Raw genomic sequence first — 15,934 nt, forward strand, 5'->3', positions numbered from 1 at the left:
CTCGACGGCTAGTTTTATTCGGGGAAAGTTGCCTAATCCATTTATCTAGGGTTGATTTACCCACACCTAGATGGTTGAAAGGTGTGCATTAGATAACGCATAATCCACTGATTGTTGTTTAAATTCAATACTAAATTTTTTAACCATGATATTTGTCTCCTATAATTTTTGTTTATATCATAGAGGCGACTTTTGTCCACTTTTTTGGCGAGGATCAAATTAAAGTGCCATATTTTAGAACCAGTCTTTTTGCAAATATAATTCGTCTCCATCAGATAAAGTGTAATCCTTTTCTTTTGGCTTAGCGTTTTTAATTTGGGTATCCGTAAGAGGCTTAACTATTTTTACCATGTTATACAACTCGACGTTATATTCAAACGTATAACATAATATATAACATAAAAGTTTGAATTTAGTTAAATCAGGATGAGCTTAGTTGAACAGTAAATTAACTAGAAAGCTTGTTAGATAAAGTTTTTTGAACGTTTTTAAACTTGCTTGATTCTTGCAATGGTGGCCCCTACTGGACTTGAACCAGTGACCAATCGATTATGAGTCGACTGCTCTGACCAACTGAGCTAAGGGGCCATTTGGATGTGCTACTTAGTTAGTAGGGTTGCGATTATAATAGAGTTAAATCGAATTTGCTATAGTTAATTAATAAAATAGGTCGGTTTGATTATTTATTATCCTGTGATTTATTAGATTTTATACAAGTTTAATTACTGATATTTTTTGTTTAATTAAACTGCTACAATAATTTAGTTTATTATTGATTGTTGTTTTATTGGTTGAGGAAATATTATGTCTATAAAAAAATTATTATTCATTGGTGTTGCGATGGTTGCGACTTTGCTTTTAGGTGCTTGTAGTAGTTCTAACTATCAAACTACTTCTGCCGGTAGTCAAGTTCAGTTTATTGATACTAAACCAGCTGCTTCTTGTCAGTTATTAGGTAAAGCAGAGGGGCGTCGTAGTAGTTTTTTTTCTGGTCTTAAAACACATAGTGAACTTATTCGTGATGCGGCTTCTGACCTGATGAATAAAGCTGCTGCAATGGGTGGTAATGTGATTTATAATGCACAGGATACTTCAATGCAATATATTTCTGATATTGCACCAACAGATGCGGTTATGGTTGGTGAGGTTTATAGCTGTAAATAATGCTGATTAAATGAAAAAGGGAGGTTTGCCTCCCTTTTTGCTGATAGTAATGACTTGTAATATTTTGAGTTAATTTAGCTATTTTGTTTTTCAAATCGCTGCATAAAATCAATTAAATAATTGACGCCTTCTTGATCCATAGCGTTATAAATTGATGCTCGCATACCTCCTGCAATTCGGTGACCTTTAATGCCAATAATGTTGGCTTGAGTTGCTTCGCTTACAAATTTTTTATCCAACTCTTCATTCGGTGATAAGAAGGTAACATTCATAATTGACCGATTAGCTACTGCAACATTATTTCGATAAAAATCAGATTGATCGATGAATTGATATAGTAATTGTGCTTTAGCTTGGTTTCGTTGCTGCATTGCTTTTAGTCCACCAAGACTTTTTATCCATTTAAACACTAGCCCCGACAAATACCATGCAAATGTAGGTGGAGTGTTAAACATTGAATCGTTGTCCATTAAGATTTTGTAATCTAGTACTGATGGTAACATTTTTTTTGCATGACCAATTAGATCTTCTCGCAAAATGATAATGGTAATACCTGATGGACCAATATTTTTTTGAGCACCCGCATAAATTATGCCATATCGGTTTATGTCAATAGGTTGCGATAATATACACGATGATAAGTCAGCTACAACGGTTTTATCACCAAAGTTGGGTTCTTCGAAGATTTGAACGCCATCAATTGTTTCGTTTGGACAATAGTGTACATAGGCAGAATTATCATTTAATTGCCATTCTGACATAGATTTAACAGCCGTTAGTCCATTTTGTTTGATAACAACATTTTGTTCATTCACTTGGCAATATTTGCTGGCTTCTTTGATTGCGCATTGGCTCCAATAACCACTGTTAATATAGTCGGCACTGGTTTTATTTCCTAAAATATTTAATGGAACTGCAGCAAATTGTGCTCTGGCACCACCTTGGCAATAAAGAATTTTGTAATTGTTTGGAATGTTTAAGATTTCTCGTAGGTCGTTGGTGGCCTCAATAGCGCAAGCGTCAAAATCTTTACCTCTATGGCTTAATTCCATGACTGATGCGCCTGTATTATGCCAATTTAATAATTCAGTTTGAACTTGTTTTAATACTTCAGCAGGCAATTTTGCTGGACCTGCACTAAAATTATAACTTTTACTCATTATGCTTCACTTTAATCCATTCAAAAAAGAATTCTATTTTTACACTGTATGAACAGATATACAATCATATTTTTTGTTAAAAAGTTTCAGGTAACTATGTGTTTTAGTATAAAAATACCAGATAATACAGGTATAGTTGTTATTAGATTAATATAGCTGTTTATAATAGCTGTTGCTTGGCAACTTCAATCGCTGATTTTACCTGTTGTGGTGAAACGCCACCTTTGGCACAGCGTTTAGCTAGGCATGATTCTAACGATAATATTGGATAAACATCATTATCAATAACTGAGCTAAATTTTTGTAGTTCTTCAAGCGAAAGCTCTTCGAGCGCTTTTTGCTTTGCAATAGCATCAACAACTGCTTCGCCAACAATGTGGTGAGCTTCACGGAAAGGTATGCCTTTGGCAACTAAATAATCAGCTAATTCAGTTGCATTAGAATAACCCTGTTTGGCAGCTTCTTGGCAATTTGTGTAGTTAATTTTAATATCCTCTAGTACTAGTGTTGCCATATCTAAGCATTCTTGCCAAGTATCAAGTGCATCAAATAGGTGCTCTTTGTCTTCTTGTAAATCTTTATTATAAGCAAGCGGTAAACCTTTGAAGGTCATTAAGGCACCTGTTAATGCACCCGCAACCCGCCCTACTTTACCACGAATCAGTTCTAATGCATCTGGATTCTTTTTTTGTGGCATGAGTGAAGATCCTGAAGTCACTCGATCTGATAGTTCAACAAAATTGGCTTCACCACTATTAAAAATAATAAGATCATCAGCAAAACGCGATAGGTGTATCATACCTATTGAGGCATTATTTAATAGTTCAAGAATGTGATCACGATCAGATACCGAATCCAAACTATTATTAGTTGCTTGAGCAAATCCTAACCAATGCGCTAATTGTTCACGATCCATTGGATAGGCAGTTCCGGCTAATGCACCTGAGCCTAATGGACTAACATCTAAACGTTGCAATGTATCTTCTAAACGGCTGACATCACGACTTAGCATTTCAAAATAAGCCAAGCACCAATGCGCAAATGTAATTGGTTGTGCTCGTTGCAAGTGGGTGTAACCAGGCATAATGGCTTTTTGGTGCTGTTCAGCGTTTGTAACTAGTAATTGGCGTAAGTGATTTATCGTATTAATTAAATGAGGAATTTGGTCTTTACACCATAATTTTAAGTCGGTTGTTGATTGGTCATTACGGCTTCGTCCTGTGTGTAATTTTTTACCTAAGTCGCCAATTTTTTCAATCAGTTTTTGTTCAACCCAACTGTGTATGTCTTCGTCATCACTTTGTAAAATTTGGTTAGGATCTTGTTTAACCAATAGCAACAATTCATTTAAGGCTTTTTCTAATTTTTTTTGTTCATCATAAGATATAACGTTAACCGTTACCAATGCTTTTGACCAAGCAATTGAGCCAATGATATCTTGCTCTGCAAGACGATAATCAAAGCGTAATGAATCATTAAAATGCTTAAATCGTTGATCTGCTTCTTGGCTAAAACGCCCACCCCATAATGCCATAATTACCTCAATATTATCTTAAATAAATGTTATCTTAATGATTAGCTGTACAATTTCAATTTTCGTTTTATATATTTATTTTTATAATAAAATTAAATTTAATCAAGAACAATATATACAGGACGTTGCCTGTATATATTTATTATTATCACTAGTATATTTGCAAATTGGCGTTTACTTTTTCGCTTTTTTGGCAGTTTGTTTTTGCTGTTCCTCATTTAAAGCACGTATACGTGATGATAATGAGAATAGACGAATGAATCCTCCTGCATGGCTATGATCATAAACTTCATCTTCACCAAATGTAGCAAATTCTTCATTATATAGGCTATTTGGTGATTTCTTTTGTACGGCAGTTGCATTACCTTTATAAAGTTTAACCACTACTTCACCCGTCATGTCTTGTGCCAAAACTTCAGCCGCAGCTTGAATTGATCGACGATATGGTGCAAACCAGCGTCCATCATAAACAACATAAGCCATTTCAATACCTAGCTGTTCACGCCATTTAAAGCTGTCGCGGTCTAATATTAATTGTTCTAAACCACGTAATGCTGTCATCATTATTGTGCCGCCAGGCGTTTCATAACAACCACGCGATTTGATACCGACTAAGCGATTTTCAATAATATCAACTCGACCAACACCATGTTTTGCACCAATTTTATTTAATGTTGCAACACAGTTATATGGCGATAATTTTTTCCCATTTACTGAAACTACTTCGCCTTTTTCAATACCAATGGTCACTAATTCTGGTTGGTTTGGAGCATCTTCAGGCGAAACAGTCCAAGCCCAGCAATCTGTATTAGCTTGGTTCCATGTGCTTTCTAACACACCACCTTCAGTGGAGATATGCCATGCGTTTTCGTCACGGCTGTAAATTTTTTCAACGGTTGCAGTTGTTGGAATTTTACGAACTTTTAAATAATCAATTAATGCTTCGCGTGAACGCAGATCCCATTCACGCCAAGGAGCAATCACTTTAAGTTGTGGTGCAAGTGCAGTATAGGTTGTTTCAAAACGCACTTGGTCATTGCCTTTACCTGTCGCTCCGTGACAGAGTGTATCAGCCCCGACTTCTAACGCATATTCAACTTGCGCCTTTGCAATAATTGGACGAGCCATTGAGGTACCAAGATAATAAGTTCCCTCGTATAAGGCTCCTGTTTTTAAGACCGGATATACGTAATCTTTAACAAATTCTTCTCTTAAATCAACAATTTTACATGCAACTGCACCCGATGCTTTAGCCTTTTTTTCTACATCTTTTAGTTCTTTTGGATCTTGACCTACATTAGCAACAAAGGCATAAACTTCACATCCACCATAATTTTCTTTCAACCAAGGAATAATTGCTGATGTATCCAAGCCACCCGAATAAGCCAACACAACCTTTTTTGTTCCACTTTTTTTCATGTTATACCCTTTCTAAATTAACTGACGATAAAAATGAGTTAAAGACATTTTTTTATTAATTGTTAGATATAGATAACTAGCTTAATATAATAGCTGCTCAATATCTAAGCAATGATTCTTGTGCCTGTAGTGCCTGATTGCCCATTAAATAATTCGATGAGTTGGTGGGATTCTTTCCAACTAGCAATATCAATTGGTCGTCCTAAGGCCTTGGCGGCTTCGAAAGCTGAATTCACTTTAACAACCATACCGTCTGTAATAACACCTGTAGCAATCAGTTGCTCCGCTTGCGATTGAGTTAATGATTCAATGCGTTGTTTGTTTTCGTCAAGTACGCCAACTACATCAGACAATAATATTAAATCTGCATTTAAGGTCTTAGCTAGTGCTACCGCTGCGTGATCGGCATTAACATTCATCATTTGTCCCACTTGAGTAATACCAATCGAGCTAATAATGGGAAGGTACCCCGAATTAATAAGTAGATTTATTAATGTAGGATCGCCAGCTTTGGCTTCACCAACATAACCTAAATCTTCTGAAATTTGTTTAACTTCTACACTATTACCATCAGCTAAACAGAGTCCTACACTTGCTATTTGCTGTTTTTTTGCTTCTGACAATAAAGTAGTATTGGCACTGCCAGCAAGGCTACCAACAATAACATCAATTTGATCAGCAGGAGTTACCCGTAATCCATTGCGACGGACTACGGGTAAAGAAAGCCTATCCATTAATGAATCAACTACCGTACCACCACCATGAACAATAATTAATGATCGTTGAAAATTTTTTTTGTACTCACTAATAACGTCAAATAATTTACTTAAGGCATCTTTATTGTCGAGCAATACGCCGCCAAGTTTTATAATTAATGGTTTCATTTTAGTTTCCTATTAATTTAACCTACTTTTAATTCATTAAAAATTTTGTACAGAGCTTTGAAATAATTCACTCATTTTTATAATAATGACGTGGTTTCATCAAAATTATATCGAATGTTCATACACTGCACAGCTTGTGCTGCTGCGCCTTTTAATAAGTTATCTTCAACAGAAATTAATATTAAATGACGATCTTTTAATACAAATCCAATATCACAATAAGGCAAACCAATGACAGATTTTAATGCTGGCCAATCTTTTTGATAAATTCGAATCAAAGGCTTATTTTTGTAATATTTATTTAGAGCTTTGAGAATATCTTGTGATGTAACGCCTTCTTTTACTCGGCAAGTAATTGTGGCGTGGATACCTTGTTGAAAACTGCCTAAATGAGGTGTAAAGATCACTTCTTGACCTAAATGTGTTGCAATTTCGGGTTGGTGTCGATGAGTAAAAAGTCCATAGGCATGTAAACTTACTTCACAAAATATATTATTATGCGAAGGTTTTCGCCCTGCTCCACTCACCCCACTCACAGCATTAATAACAGGCCATTGTGAATTATCTAATAGCCCCTCCTCGATTAATGGTTTTAATGGTAATTGTGATGCTGTAGGGTAACATCCTGGTACAGCAATCAGTTGTGCCTGTTTGATTTGTTCACTATTCCATTCTGCTAAGCCATAAACTGCTTTATCTAACCATTTTGGATGCTGATGGATAAAACCATAATAATCGGAATAAAAAGAAGCAGAGTTAACTCTAAACGCACCCGACAAATCAAAAACTGTACAACCATGTTCTAAAAAATAAGGAGCTATATTGTGGCTGACTGCATGTTCAGTAGCTAAAAAAACTATATCAAGATCATTGATATAGGCAGAATAATCTGCAGTGGCAATAAGTGGTAAGTCAACAACACCTTTTAATTGAGGGTGTAAATCATAATCAGAAATAAGCTTACCACCATCTTGGCTGTTTTCAGACACAGTCAAAGCAATAAGTTGTATATGCGGATGCTTGTGTAAATAATGAGCTAATTTTGCCCCTGCATAACCACTTGCACCAACAATAATTGCTTTTAACATACCCTACCCTTATCTATTTTTTATGCAATAATGTGCATATAGTAGGTTATTTATAAGGCTATTACAAGTACGAAATGAATTTTTATTCACTTTTTGTGAATTTAATTTCAAATATTTTTTGCGGACACCCTAATATTCTAACGTATTATGTTGTATTAAATTGTTTTTTAGTAAATATAAACACGAGTAATCTGTTCGAAATGCCTGCCGATAAAGATCGGCAGGTGAGGTGTTGGATTATTTTAATAAAGTTGCTGATTTTAATATCGCTATCAATAATTCCCAATAACGATAAACACTTTGAATGTTAACTTTTTCATCTGGTGAATGTGGCGAAACAATCGTTGGTCCAATTGATATCATATCCAGATTTGGGTAACTTTGTTTAAATAAACCACATTCAAGCCCTGCATGAATCACCATTATTTTGGCTTTCTGAGAAAAAATTTCGTGATATTTATCTTTAGCAAGCTTTAAAAGCTGTGAATCTAAATTAGGTTCCCAACCTGAATAACCGCCACTTATTTCATAATTAGCATCCACTAATTGGCTAAGTGATGTCAATGTTGATACAACCGCATCTTTAGCACTATCAACTTGAGAACGAATAAGAAAATGGACATTCAGTTGATTGTCCTCAATACTAACAATACCTAAATTGAGCGATGTTTCAACAACACCATGAAGTTGATCGCTCATTCTAACTACACCATTAGGCGCTGAATTTAACCAGCTTATGATTTTATTTTGATGCTCTGTAGTTAATACACGTTTTACTTTGTTTGATTCAACTTCCGATAACGTTATTTCGATAGCAGGTTCTACATGACCTAACTCACTGTGTAAAATTGTTTGATACTGTTTAACAATGGCTTCTAATTTTGGCAGATCTTGTTTATTTAGTGTAATTTCAATAAAGGCTTCTCTTGGGATCGCATTACGTAGTGAACCACCTTTTATATCAGCTAATCTAAACGAGATATCTTGTGCATATTGCGCTAAAAAGCGAGCCATCAATTTAATTGCATTTCCACGACCAAGATGAATATCACAACCTGAATGCCCCCCTTTTAATCCTTTAAGTGAAATGTTCATATAACAATCATGCTTTTCTGGCATTACTGCATAAGTAACAGCAAAGGTTGTAGTAAAGTCAACGCCGCCAGCACAACCTGTAAATATTTCGCCTTCATCTTCAGAATCAGTATTAATTAGATAGTGACTTTTTAGCCAATTAGGTTGTAAACCAAAGGCTCCGTGCATACCAGTTTCTTCTGATACTGTTATCAATACTTCAATTGGTCCATGTTCAACAGCAGGATCAATTAAAACAGCTAATGCAGATGCTAACCCAACGCCATTATCAGCACCTAATGTCGTTCCTTTGGCTTTTACCCATTCGCCATCAACATAAGCTTGAATTGGGTCAGTTAAAAAGTCGTGACTAGTACCTTCATTTTTTTGTGGCACCATATCCATATGAGCCTGTAATGCAATTGATGGGCACTCTTCCATACCTTTGGTAGCAGGTTTACTTAACAAAATATTACCTACTTTATCAAGTTTGCAATCAATACCATGAGTTTTAGCAAAATCGACGATATATTTAGTTATCATTTGTTCATGGTGAGATGGGTGCGGAATTTTACAGATATCATTAAAAATCTGCCAAACAAATTTAGGCGTTAAGGTAGAAAGCATAATATAACCTCAATATTAAGTATGTAATAAATTAATGAGTGGTTTTTTTTATTGAATCACATTATAATAAGGTGCAATTTTACATCTATTTTTAGTTCATTAATATTTATTTATTCATACAATCGATTAAAATTGCAGGTTACTCAATGTCAACAGATCAAATTTTATTAACAGAAGAAGAAATCCAAGCCAAAAAACAACATAAAGCAGAACTTATTGCTGAAAAGAAAAAATTCAATGTTACTTGGGAAATGTTGCAATCCTATGGGCGCCAACTTTCTGAACGCTTATTACCTGCAAATCAATGGAAAGGTATTATTGCCGTTAGTCGTGGTGGATTAGTTCCAGCGGCAATTTTAGCGCGCGAATTAAGTATTCGCTATGTCGATACCGTTTGTATTTCAAGTTATGATCATGATCATCAACGTGAAAAACTAATATTAAAACAAGCTAATGGCGATGGTGAAGGTTTTATTGTTGTTGATGATTTAGTTGACACTGGTAACACTGCTCATACAATTCGCGAAATGTACCCTAAAGCTCACTTCGTAACTATTTTTGCAAAACCTGCTGGTAAACCACTTGTTGATGATTATGTTGTCGATATTGCACAAGATACTTGGATTGAACAGCCATGGGATACAGGTGTTATGTTTGTTAAACCTATTAGCGATCATAAATAATTGATAAGGAAGTTAAGGTTGTTATGGCAACTACCGAAAATCTAACTGAACAGATATTTAAACCACAATTTGATTATCCTGAAACTTCAACACTTATCAATCGCATTGATAATAGTAATGGTAGTAGCATTAGCGCCTTAGATGGGGAAGTTGACTCCAGATGGTATCGAATTATTAATCCCATTTTGTGGCATTGGCGTGGATTACCCAAATTAGAGGCTGAAGCGGTTTTATCAAAAATTGCCGCTTCAACTCGACGCCACACAAATGATACCCGGCTAGACACTGTTGTTGGTTATCAATCTGGCAACTGGGTCTATGAATTTTTAAATCAAGCGGCAGTATGGCAAGCTAAAGCTGAATCAATTGATGAAGCAAATCTTATAGATGAAAATAAAAATAATTTACACGATTATTATCTCATAGCCAGCATATATGCAAGTATTGCTAGTTATCCTCATTTTAAAAATGACCAACTAGCAATGTATGCCCAAACATGCGCTTATCAGTATTATGCAAAAGCTCTTCAATTTTCGCCATTTTTGATAAAAGAACTGGAATTTAAAGTCGATAATCGTAGTGTCAAAACAATTTTACATTTACCAAAATGCGAAGGGACTTGCCCTGTTGTGTTGATTTGTAATGCGTTAGGCAATTTGCAGATCGATTATTATCGTTATTTTAGTGAATTTTTAGCGCCGCATGGATTTGCCATGCTAACTGTTGATCTACCAACTGTTGGTTATAGCCGTAACTTTGCTTTATCACAAAATAGTAGCCAAATTCATCAAGCTATATTAAAGAAGTTGTCTTCTGTTCCATGGATAGATGATCATCGGATTGTTGTTGCTGGATTTAGATTTGGTTCGCATATTGCCACACGTTTAGCTTATTTGATGCCAAATAAAATAAAAGGCGTATTTAACTTTACTCCGTTTATTCATCAAATTTTTGTTGATAAAGATCTGCAAAAAAATCTACCGAATAGTTATAAAGATATGTTAGCTAGTCGTTTGGGATTACCTTCAATATCCAACCAACAATTGGCAGCAGAATTAAATTATTTTTCACTAAAAAATCAAGGACTTTTAACTCATGCTTGTCATGTACCTGTTATGAATATCATCTTTGAGGATGATAAGTTAAGCGATCTTTGTGAAGCAAAATTAATTCATTCAATCAAACAAAATAAAGTAATAACTGTACCTAAAACACAGTTACAAAAAAGTTTGCATCAGGCATTAACACAATCAGTAAATTGGATGAAGTCTGTTATATAACGTGAAAAAATAAGAATATGCTATGACTATTAAAAAACAACAAATCGTGGTTGTTAAATTAGGCACCAGTGTACTAACAGGTGGAACAAAACAACTTGATCGAGCACAAATAGTTGAGTTAATAAGACAATGCGCAAGTCTACATCAAGATGGACATAAAATTATCATTGTTACATCTGGTGCAATTGCAGCTGGACGCGAATATCTTAACTTCCCTACCCTACCTAATACTGTTGCTTCAAAGCAATTACTTGCTTCTGTTGGACAAAGTAAGCTTATTCAACTTTGGGAACAGCTATTTTCAATCTATAAGATCTATATTGGTCAAATGTTACTTACCCGTGCAGACCTTGAAGATCGTGAAAGATTTTTAAATGCCCAAGACGTTTTAAAAGCAATGTTAGATAATCATATTGTTCCTGTCATCAATGAAAATGATGCTGTTGCAACGGCAGAAATTAAAGTTGGCGATAATGATAATTTATCAGCGCTAGCTGCCATTTTAGCTGAAGCAGATAAGTTGATTTTATTAACCGATATTGAAGGTCTTTATACAGCCGATCCAAGAGCTGATAAAAATGCCAAGTTAATTCATGAAATTGATCATATTGACGATAATTTGCGAAGTATCGCAGGTGGTAGTGTTTCAGGGCTTGGCACGGGTGGTATGAGCACAAAATTACAAGCAGCTGAGGTAGCTGGAAGTGCGGGTATAGAAGTTATTATCGCTGCAGGAAATAAACCAAATGTTATTATTGATATTGTCAATAATAAACCGATTGGAACACATTTTTCACCGCAAAAAACACCATTAGAACATCGTAAACACTGGTTGTTTGGCGCACCAAAAGCAGGCAAAGTGTTATTAGATGATGGTGCTGTTAATGCGATTTTAAATAATGGTAGTTCGCTATTACCTAAAGGAATTATCAGCGTAGAGAAAGATTTTTCTCGCGGTGAAGTTATTGATATTTGCGACAAATCTGGCAAACGCATTGCGCGAGGTGTCAGTCGTTATAACAGTGATGCTTTAAGGCAAATTGCTGGGCATCATTCTCAAGAAATTAGTCAAATTATTGGCTATGAATATGGTCACGTTGCTGTTCATCGTGATGATATGATAATAAAATAAATTATAAACAAGAAAGGAAAAAAATTATAGGATTAGCTATTGGAGGTATAATTGCTAATTGGTTAGCAGTAGATAGATTTAAATTATATGACTGATGATGATAAGCAATCATTATTAAAAGAAATAAATAATATAAAACAATTAAATAGTAATATAAAATAGTGGTGATAACAATGTTACAGCAAATGGGTAAAACTGCTAAACTTGCTTCATATCAACTAGCACAATGTCCTACCGCAATGAAAAACAACACGTTGATGGTTATTGCTGATTTATTAGAACAGCATAGCGCAAGTATACTCATTGCAAATGAAAAGGACATCCAAGCGGCGAAAAAACAAAATTTAAACGAAGCCATTTTAGATCGTCTACTCTTAACACCCAAACGACTATCATCTATTGCCAATGATGTCCGTAAAATCATTTCATTAACTGATCCTATTGGTCAAATCATTGATGGTTCTACTTTAGAAAACGGCTTAAAGTTACAACGTCACAGAGTGCCACTTGGCGTTATTGGTGCGATTTACGAGGCTCGACCAAATGTAACAATTGATATTACAGCTCTTTGTTTAAAAACAGGCAATGCCGCAATACTTCGCGGGGGTAAAGAAACAATCAATACTAATATGGCCACAATTTCTGTTATTCAAAAAGCGTTAAAACAAGTTGGTTTACCCCAAACAGCTGTTCAATGTATTAATAATCCTGATCGTAAATATATTCATGAGTTACTTAAACTCGATAAGTATATCGATATGATTATCCCCCGAGGTGGTGCATCTTTACATAAATTATGCCGTGAACATTCAACAATACCTGTCATTACAGGTGGTATTGGAGTCTGTCACATTTTTGTTGATGAAAGTGCTGATGTTGATAATGCTCTACCAATTATTGTCAACTCCAAAACTCAGCGTCCAAGCACTTGTAATACGCTTGAAACGTTACTAGTCCACCGAAATATTGCGGAGAAGTTTTTACCAAAACTTTGTCAGGTCATGGCAGATAATAACGTCGTATTACATACTGACCAAAACTGTTATGACATATTAAAAACAGGTAATGCAACTATCCTACCAGTAAAAAATGAAGAATTACAGCAAGAATGGTTATCAAAAGATTTAAACGTGATCATTGTTGATTCACTTGAATTGGCTGTAGAGCATATCCGCGAGTATGGTACGGGTCATTCGGAATCCATTCTCACGCGTAACTTGCTTAATGCAGAACAGTTCGTAAATCAGGTTGATGCAGCTGCAGTTTATGTCAATGCATCAACACGTTTTACTGATGGTGGGCAATTTGGATTAGGTGCAGAAGTAGCAGTTAGTACACAAAAACTACATGCACGCGGACCAATGGGACTCGAAGCGTTAACTACCTATAAATGGATAGGTTATGGAGACAATTTAATTCGTCAATAATAAAATTCTGTTTAATATAACTGTTCGGACATCCCGAACAGTTTTTTATGCTTAACCAAACTAATCAAAATTACGCATTAATAATGCATAATTTAAATCGATTTTTTCAGAAATCGGAATATAAACAATATGGCCATCGCCTAAACCAGCAGGAACAGGTTGTCCTTTTTTGTTTTCCATTCGCTCAATCGTGAAAATTTTATTACCTTTCGGCGTCATCATTTCAACGCTATCCCCAACAGAAAATTTATTTTTTACGATAACTTCAGCCAATCCATTTAATCGCTCACCACTAAACTCACCAACAAATTGTTGCCTTTCCGAAACTGAATGGCTATGTTCGTAGTTTTGCATTTCTTCATGCTTATGGCGACGTAAAAATCCTTCCGTATACCCTCGATGAGCAAGTGCATTAAGCTCTTGTAACAAGCGAGGATCAAAAGGTTTACCTTCACTCGCCGCATCAATAGCTTGGCGATACACTTGTGCTGTTCTTGCACAATAATAAAAAGATTTAGTTCTTCCTTCAATCTTGAGCGAATGTACACCAATTTTTGTTAAATCATCTACTAGTTCCACTGCTCTTAAATCCTTTGAGTTCATAATATATGTACCATGCTCATCTTCGTAAGCTTGCATATATTCACCTGGGCGACCTGATTCTTCAAGCATAAATACTTTACTAGTAGTTTGACCAATTCCTAATGTTGGTTCAACTTGTTTTACCGAGATCGGTTCACATTTATGTACAATTTGCCCCACTTCGTCTTCTTTACCCTCAGCAACTTTATATTTCCAACGGCAGGCATTAGTACATGTCCCTTGATTTGAATCACGCTTATTAATATAGCCCGAAAGCAAGCAGCGCCCAGAATATGCCATACACAATGCACCATGGATAAACACTTCTAACTCCATTTCAGGAACTTTTTCACGGATTTCAGCAATTTCATCAAGTGATAATTCACGCGATAAAACGACTCGAGTTAATCCCATTTTATGCCAAAATTTTACTGTTGCCCAGTTAACAGCATTCGATTGTACAGATAAGTGAATTTCCATATCAGGAAAATGTTCGCGAACTAACATGATTAAACCTGGATCTGACATGATAAAGGCATCAGGTTTCATATTTACAATGGGTTCTAAATCACGAATAAAAGTTTTTAACTTCGAGTTATGTGGTGCTATATTCACAACTACATAAAACTTCTTACCTTGAGCATGTGCTTCGTTAATGCCAATTGCTAGATTTTCATGATTAAATTCATTATTACGAACTCGTAAACTATATCGCGGTTGGCCGGCATAAACAGCATCTGCACCATATGCGAAAGCATAACGCATATTTTTTAAAGAACCGGCAGGAGAAAGTAATTCTGGTTTTGCATATAAATTTGTCATTAAAAATGCCTCTGATTTCAGGTCAGTATTACTTATAAGTAATAGGTTAAGCAAAATAGGATGGGCATTTTACGCTTTAGCCTATCTGTTGGCAAATTTATTATATTCCAAGCTATAAAAAACTTTCAGTTATTGCTTTTCTCGACACTTCTCACTTTATTTAAGTAGGATAAGTTAGGTTTTATTATTCAATAATGGTAAATATTCATCCCATCGGTATTCTCTAATTGGCATGGGATTAACCTCTTTAAAATATAAAACTAATGCAGGTTTAATACCATTCCAATTATCCACAAACTCATATCTAACAAGTTTACCATTTTTGATTAACTTCTTTGCTTTTGCATGATAATTAAAGTAGCCCATAAATAATGTTAATAAATTAGCTTACAAAATTAAAAAATAAATATAACTGAAAAAAATAAAAATTGATTAATTTAAAAAATGGAGGCGCGTCCCGGAGTCGAACCGAGGTAGACGGATTTGCAATCCGAAAACATATCATTATAAATCAATCGGTTACAAAAATAACTTAGAATATACAGTACTTTTTATCGATTTTTTCATCGTTAAATATCAATAAGTTATTCAATTATATTCTCACATATTCTAACACTTTTTGCGACCATTTTCTCAAAATTTCACATCACAAATTCACATCAAAATACAATCAATATAAAATACCCAAAAAGTTCACACTTTCGCTTATCATGATAACAATAAACTACACGCTACCAATTTACATTCGTCAAACGCCCGAGGACTTCGAAAATGAAATTACGGGCGAATGCTACATTATCAACAGCGACAACGAGCACAATTACGTGTTCTATCAAACAGCAAAAACACTATATGATATCGCTGATTTTGTGATGTTAGCTGACGCTGTTGAGTATTGTAAGTTGAAGATTGATAGTGTGTCTTGATTTTATTGTGGTTTTTCAGGGAATACAGCGTTGATATCAGACGCATCAACACGCGTTAACAAGATTCGATATTTTTTCCACGCCTTTAACTGCGCTTCTTCGTCGGCTTCTTGCATATCTAAATCAATGATA

14 protein-coding genes, 1 tRNA gene and 2 pseudogenes are annotated in these 15,934 nt (G+C 35.1%); 5 read left to right on the forward strand and 12 right to left on the reverse strand.

Going from position 1 to position 15,934, the window contains the following annotated elements; translation table 11 throughout:
• The 3 genes and pseudogenes from ACGH6Q_RS10655 to ACGH6Q_RS10665 form a co-directional block, all read right to left on the reverse strand.
• Positions 1 to 147 (reverse strand): annotated as a pseudogene (locus ACGH6Q_RS10655) (IS3 family transposase); the annotation flags it as partial.
• A 105-nt stretch (positions 148 to 252) separates the two neighbouring features.
• Positions 253 to 351: pseudogene (locus ACGH6Q_RS10660) on the reverse strand (integrase); the annotation flags it as partial.
• A 160-nt stretch (positions 352 to 511) separates the two neighbouring features.
• Positions 512 to 588 (reverse strand) — tRNA-Ile (locus tag ACGH6Q_RS10665).
• Positions 589 to 804: 216 nt separating this feature from the next.
• On the opposite strand from ACGH6Q_RS10665, the gene ACGH6Q_RS10670 reads away from it, so the two are divergent.
• Entirely contained in the window at positions 805 to 1,164 is a 360-nt protein-coding gene (locus ACGH6Q_RS10670; protein WP_174798382.1) for a DUF4156 domain-containing protein, read from the forward strand.
• Between the two features lie 74 nt (positions 1,165 to 1,238).
• Here ACGH6Q_RS10670 and serC read toward each other — a convergent pair whose 3' ends face one another.
• The 6 genes from serC to ACGH6Q_RS10700 all read right to left on the reverse strand — a co-directional run bounded on the left by serC (position 1,239) and on the right by ACGH6Q_RS10700 (position 8,950).
• A complete protein-coding gene (gene serC, locus ACGH6Q_RS10675; RefSeq protein ID WP_411592780.1) occupies positions 1,239 to 2,324 on the reverse strand; it encodes a 3-phosphoserine/phosphohydroxythreonine transaminase in 1,086 nt (361 codons plus the stop codon).
• 160 nt (positions 2,325 to 2,484) lie between these two features.
• Positions 2,485 to 3,858, reverse strand: coding sequence for an argininosuccinate lyase (argH, locus tag ACGH6Q_RS10680; RefSeq protein WP_411592781.1), 1,374 nt, complete (start codon positions 3,856 to 3,858; stop codon positions 2,485 to 2,487).
• 174 nt (positions 3,859 to 4,032) lie between these two features.
• Entirely contained in the window at positions 4,033 to 5,277 is a 1,245-nt protein-coding gene (locus tag ACGH6Q_RS10685; protein WP_065590520.1) for an argininosuccinate synthase, read from the reverse strand.
• Between the two features lie 104 nt (positions 5,278 to 5,381).
• Positions 5,382 to 6,161, reverse strand: a complete 780-nt coding sequence (gene argB, locus ACGH6Q_RS10690; protein ID WP_411592782.1) for an acetylglutamate kinase — start codon at positions 6,159 to 6,161, stop codon at positions 5,382 to 5,384.
• A 77-nt stretch (positions 6,162 to 6,238) separates the two neighbouring features.
• Complete coding sequence (argC, locus tag ACGH6Q_RS10695; RefSeq protein ID WP_411592783.1) at positions 6,239 to 7,249, reverse strand: N-acetyl-gamma-glutamyl-phosphate reductase; 1,011 nt, start codon at positions 7,247 to 7,249, stop codon at positions 6,239 to 6,241.
• 237 nt (positions 7,250 to 7,486) lie between these two features.
• Positions 7,487 to 8,950, reverse strand: a complete 1,464-nt coding sequence (locus tag ACGH6Q_RS10700; RefSeq protein WP_411578480.1) for an aminoacyl-histidine dipeptidase — start codon at positions 8,948 to 8,950, stop codon at positions 7,487 to 7,489.
• A 146-nt stretch (positions 8,951 to 9,096) separates the two neighbouring features.
• Here ACGH6Q_RS10700 and gpt point away from each other — a divergent pair, with 146 nt between their 5' ends.
• From gpt to proA, 4 genes are all read left to right on the forward strand, one after another.
• Positions 9,097 to 9,633 (forward strand): xanthine phosphoribosyltransferase, encoded by a 537-nt coding sequence (gene gpt, locus ACGH6Q_RS10705; RefSeq protein ID WP_081296839.1) that lies wholly within the window; start codon positions 9,097 to 9,099, stop codon positions 9,631 to 9,633.
• Positions 9,634 to 9,656: 23 nt separating this feature from the next.
• Positions 9,657 to 10,913: an alpha/beta hydrolase gene (locus tag ACGH6Q_RS10710; protein ID WP_411592784.1), complete on the forward strand. Its 1,257-nt coding sequence runs from the start codon at positions 9,657 to 9,659 to the stop codon at positions 10,911 to 10,913.
• 22 nt (positions 10,914 to 10,935) lie between these two features.
• Complete coding sequence (gene proB, locus ACGH6Q_RS10715; RefSeq protein ID WP_411592785.1) at positions 10,936 to 12,045, forward strand: glutamate 5-kinase; 1,110 nt, start codon at positions 10,936 to 10,938, stop codon at positions 12,043 to 12,045.
• A 173-nt stretch (positions 12,046 to 12,218) separates the two neighbouring features.
• A complete protein-coding gene (gene proA, locus ACGH6Q_RS10720) occupies positions 12,219 to 13,472 on the forward strand; it encodes a glutamate-5-semialdehyde dehydrogenase (protein WP_411592786.1) in 1,254 nt (417 codons plus the stop codon).
• 60 nt (positions 13,473 to 13,532) lie between these two features.
• Here proA and yegQ read toward each other — a convergent pair whose 3' ends face one another.
• The 3 genes from yegQ to ACGH6Q_RS10735 form a co-directional block, all read right to left on the reverse strand.
• The gene (gene yegQ, locus ACGH6Q_RS10725; protein ID WP_411592787.1) at positions 13,533 to 14,876 is read right to left on the reverse strand and encodes a tRNA 5-hydroxyuridine modification protein YegQ; all 1,344 of its coding nucleotides are present in this window, start codon (positions 14,874 to 14,876) and stop codon (positions 13,533 to 13,535) included.
• A gap of 174 nt (positions 14,877 to 15,050) precedes the next feature.
• Complete coding sequence (locus tag ACGH6Q_RS10730; RefSeq protein ID WP_174798388.1) at positions 15,051 to 15,242, reverse strand: thermostable hemolysin delta-VPH; 192 nt, start codon at positions 15,240 to 15,242, stop codon at positions 15,051 to 15,053.
• A gap of 562 nt (positions 15,243 to 15,804) precedes the next feature.
• Complete coding sequence (locus ACGH6Q_RS10735; RefSeq protein ID WP_411592788.1) at positions 15,805 to 15,918, reverse strand: tail fiber assembly protein; 114 nt, start codon at positions 15,916 to 15,918, stop codon at positions 15,805 to 15,807.
• Positions 15,919 to 15,934 lie beyond the last annotated feature (16 nt).

Origin of the sequence: Gilliamella sp. BG2, assembly GCF_046635645.1 — a bacterium.
Taxonomy (GTDB): domain Bacteria; phylum Pseudomonadota; class Gammaproteobacteria; order Enterobacterales; family Orbaceae; genus Gilliamella; species Gilliamella bombi.

What these genes read in the sequence shown, in the direction of transcription:
- ACGH6Q_RS10730 (WP_174798388.1), bottom strand. Translation starts at nt 15,242, where the DNA reads ATGGGCTACTTTAATTATCATGCAAAAGCAAAGAAGTTAATCAAAAAT.
- proA (WP_411592786.1), top strand. Translation starts at nt 12,219, where the DNA reads ATGTTACAGCAAATGGGTAAAACTGCTAAACTTGCTTCATATCAACTA.
- ACGH6Q_RS10710 (WP_411592784.1), top strand. Translation starts at nt 9,657, where the DNA reads ATGGCAACTACCGAAAATCTAACTGAACAGATATTTAAACCACAATTT.
- ACGH6Q_RS10700 (WP_411578480.1), bottom strand. Translation starts at nt 8,950, where the DNA reads ATGCTTTCTACCTTAACGCCTAAATTTGTTTGGCAGATTTTTAATGAT.
- proB (WP_411592785.1), top strand. Translation starts at nt 10,936, where the DNA reads ATGACTATTAAAAAACAACAAATCGTGGTTGTTAAATTAGGCACCAGT.
- yegQ (WP_411592787.1), bottom strand. Translation starts at nt 14,876, where the DNA reads ATGACAAATTTATATGCAAAACCAGAATTACTTTCTCCTGCCGGTTCT.
- ACGH6Q_RS10685 (WP_065590520.1), bottom strand. Translation starts at nt 5,277, where the DNA reads ATGAAAAAAAGTGGAACAAAAAAGGTTGTGTTGGCTTATTCGGGTGGC.
- argH (WP_411592781.1), bottom strand. Translation starts at nt 3,858, where the DNA reads ATGGCATTATGGGGTGGGCGTTTTAGCCAAGAAGCAGATCAACGATTT.
- gpt (WP_081296839.1), top strand. Translation starts at nt 9,097, where the DNA reads ATGTCAACAGATCAAATTTTATTAACAGAAGAAGAAATCCAAGCCAAA.
- ACGH6Q_RS10670 (WP_174798382.1), top strand. Translation starts at nt 805, where the DNA reads ATGTCTATAAAAAAATTATTATTCATTGGTGTTGCGATGGTTGCGACT.
- argC (WP_411592783.1), bottom strand. Translation starts at nt 7,249, where the DNA reads ATGTTAAAAGCAATTATTGTTGGTGCAAGTGGTTATGCAGGGGCAAAA.
- serC (WP_411592780.1), bottom strand. Translation starts at nt 2,324, where the DNA reads ATGAGTAAAAGTTATAATTTTAGTGCAGGTCCAGCAAAATTGCCTGCT.
- argB (WP_411592782.1), bottom strand. Translation starts at nt 6,161, where the DNA reads ATGAAACCATTAATTATAAAACTTGGCGGCGTATTGCTCGACAATAAA.
- ACGH6Q_RS10735 (WP_411592788.1), bottom strand. Translation starts at nt 15,918, where the DNA reads ATGCAAGAAGCCGACGAAGAAGCGCAGTTAAAGGCGTGGAAAAAATAT.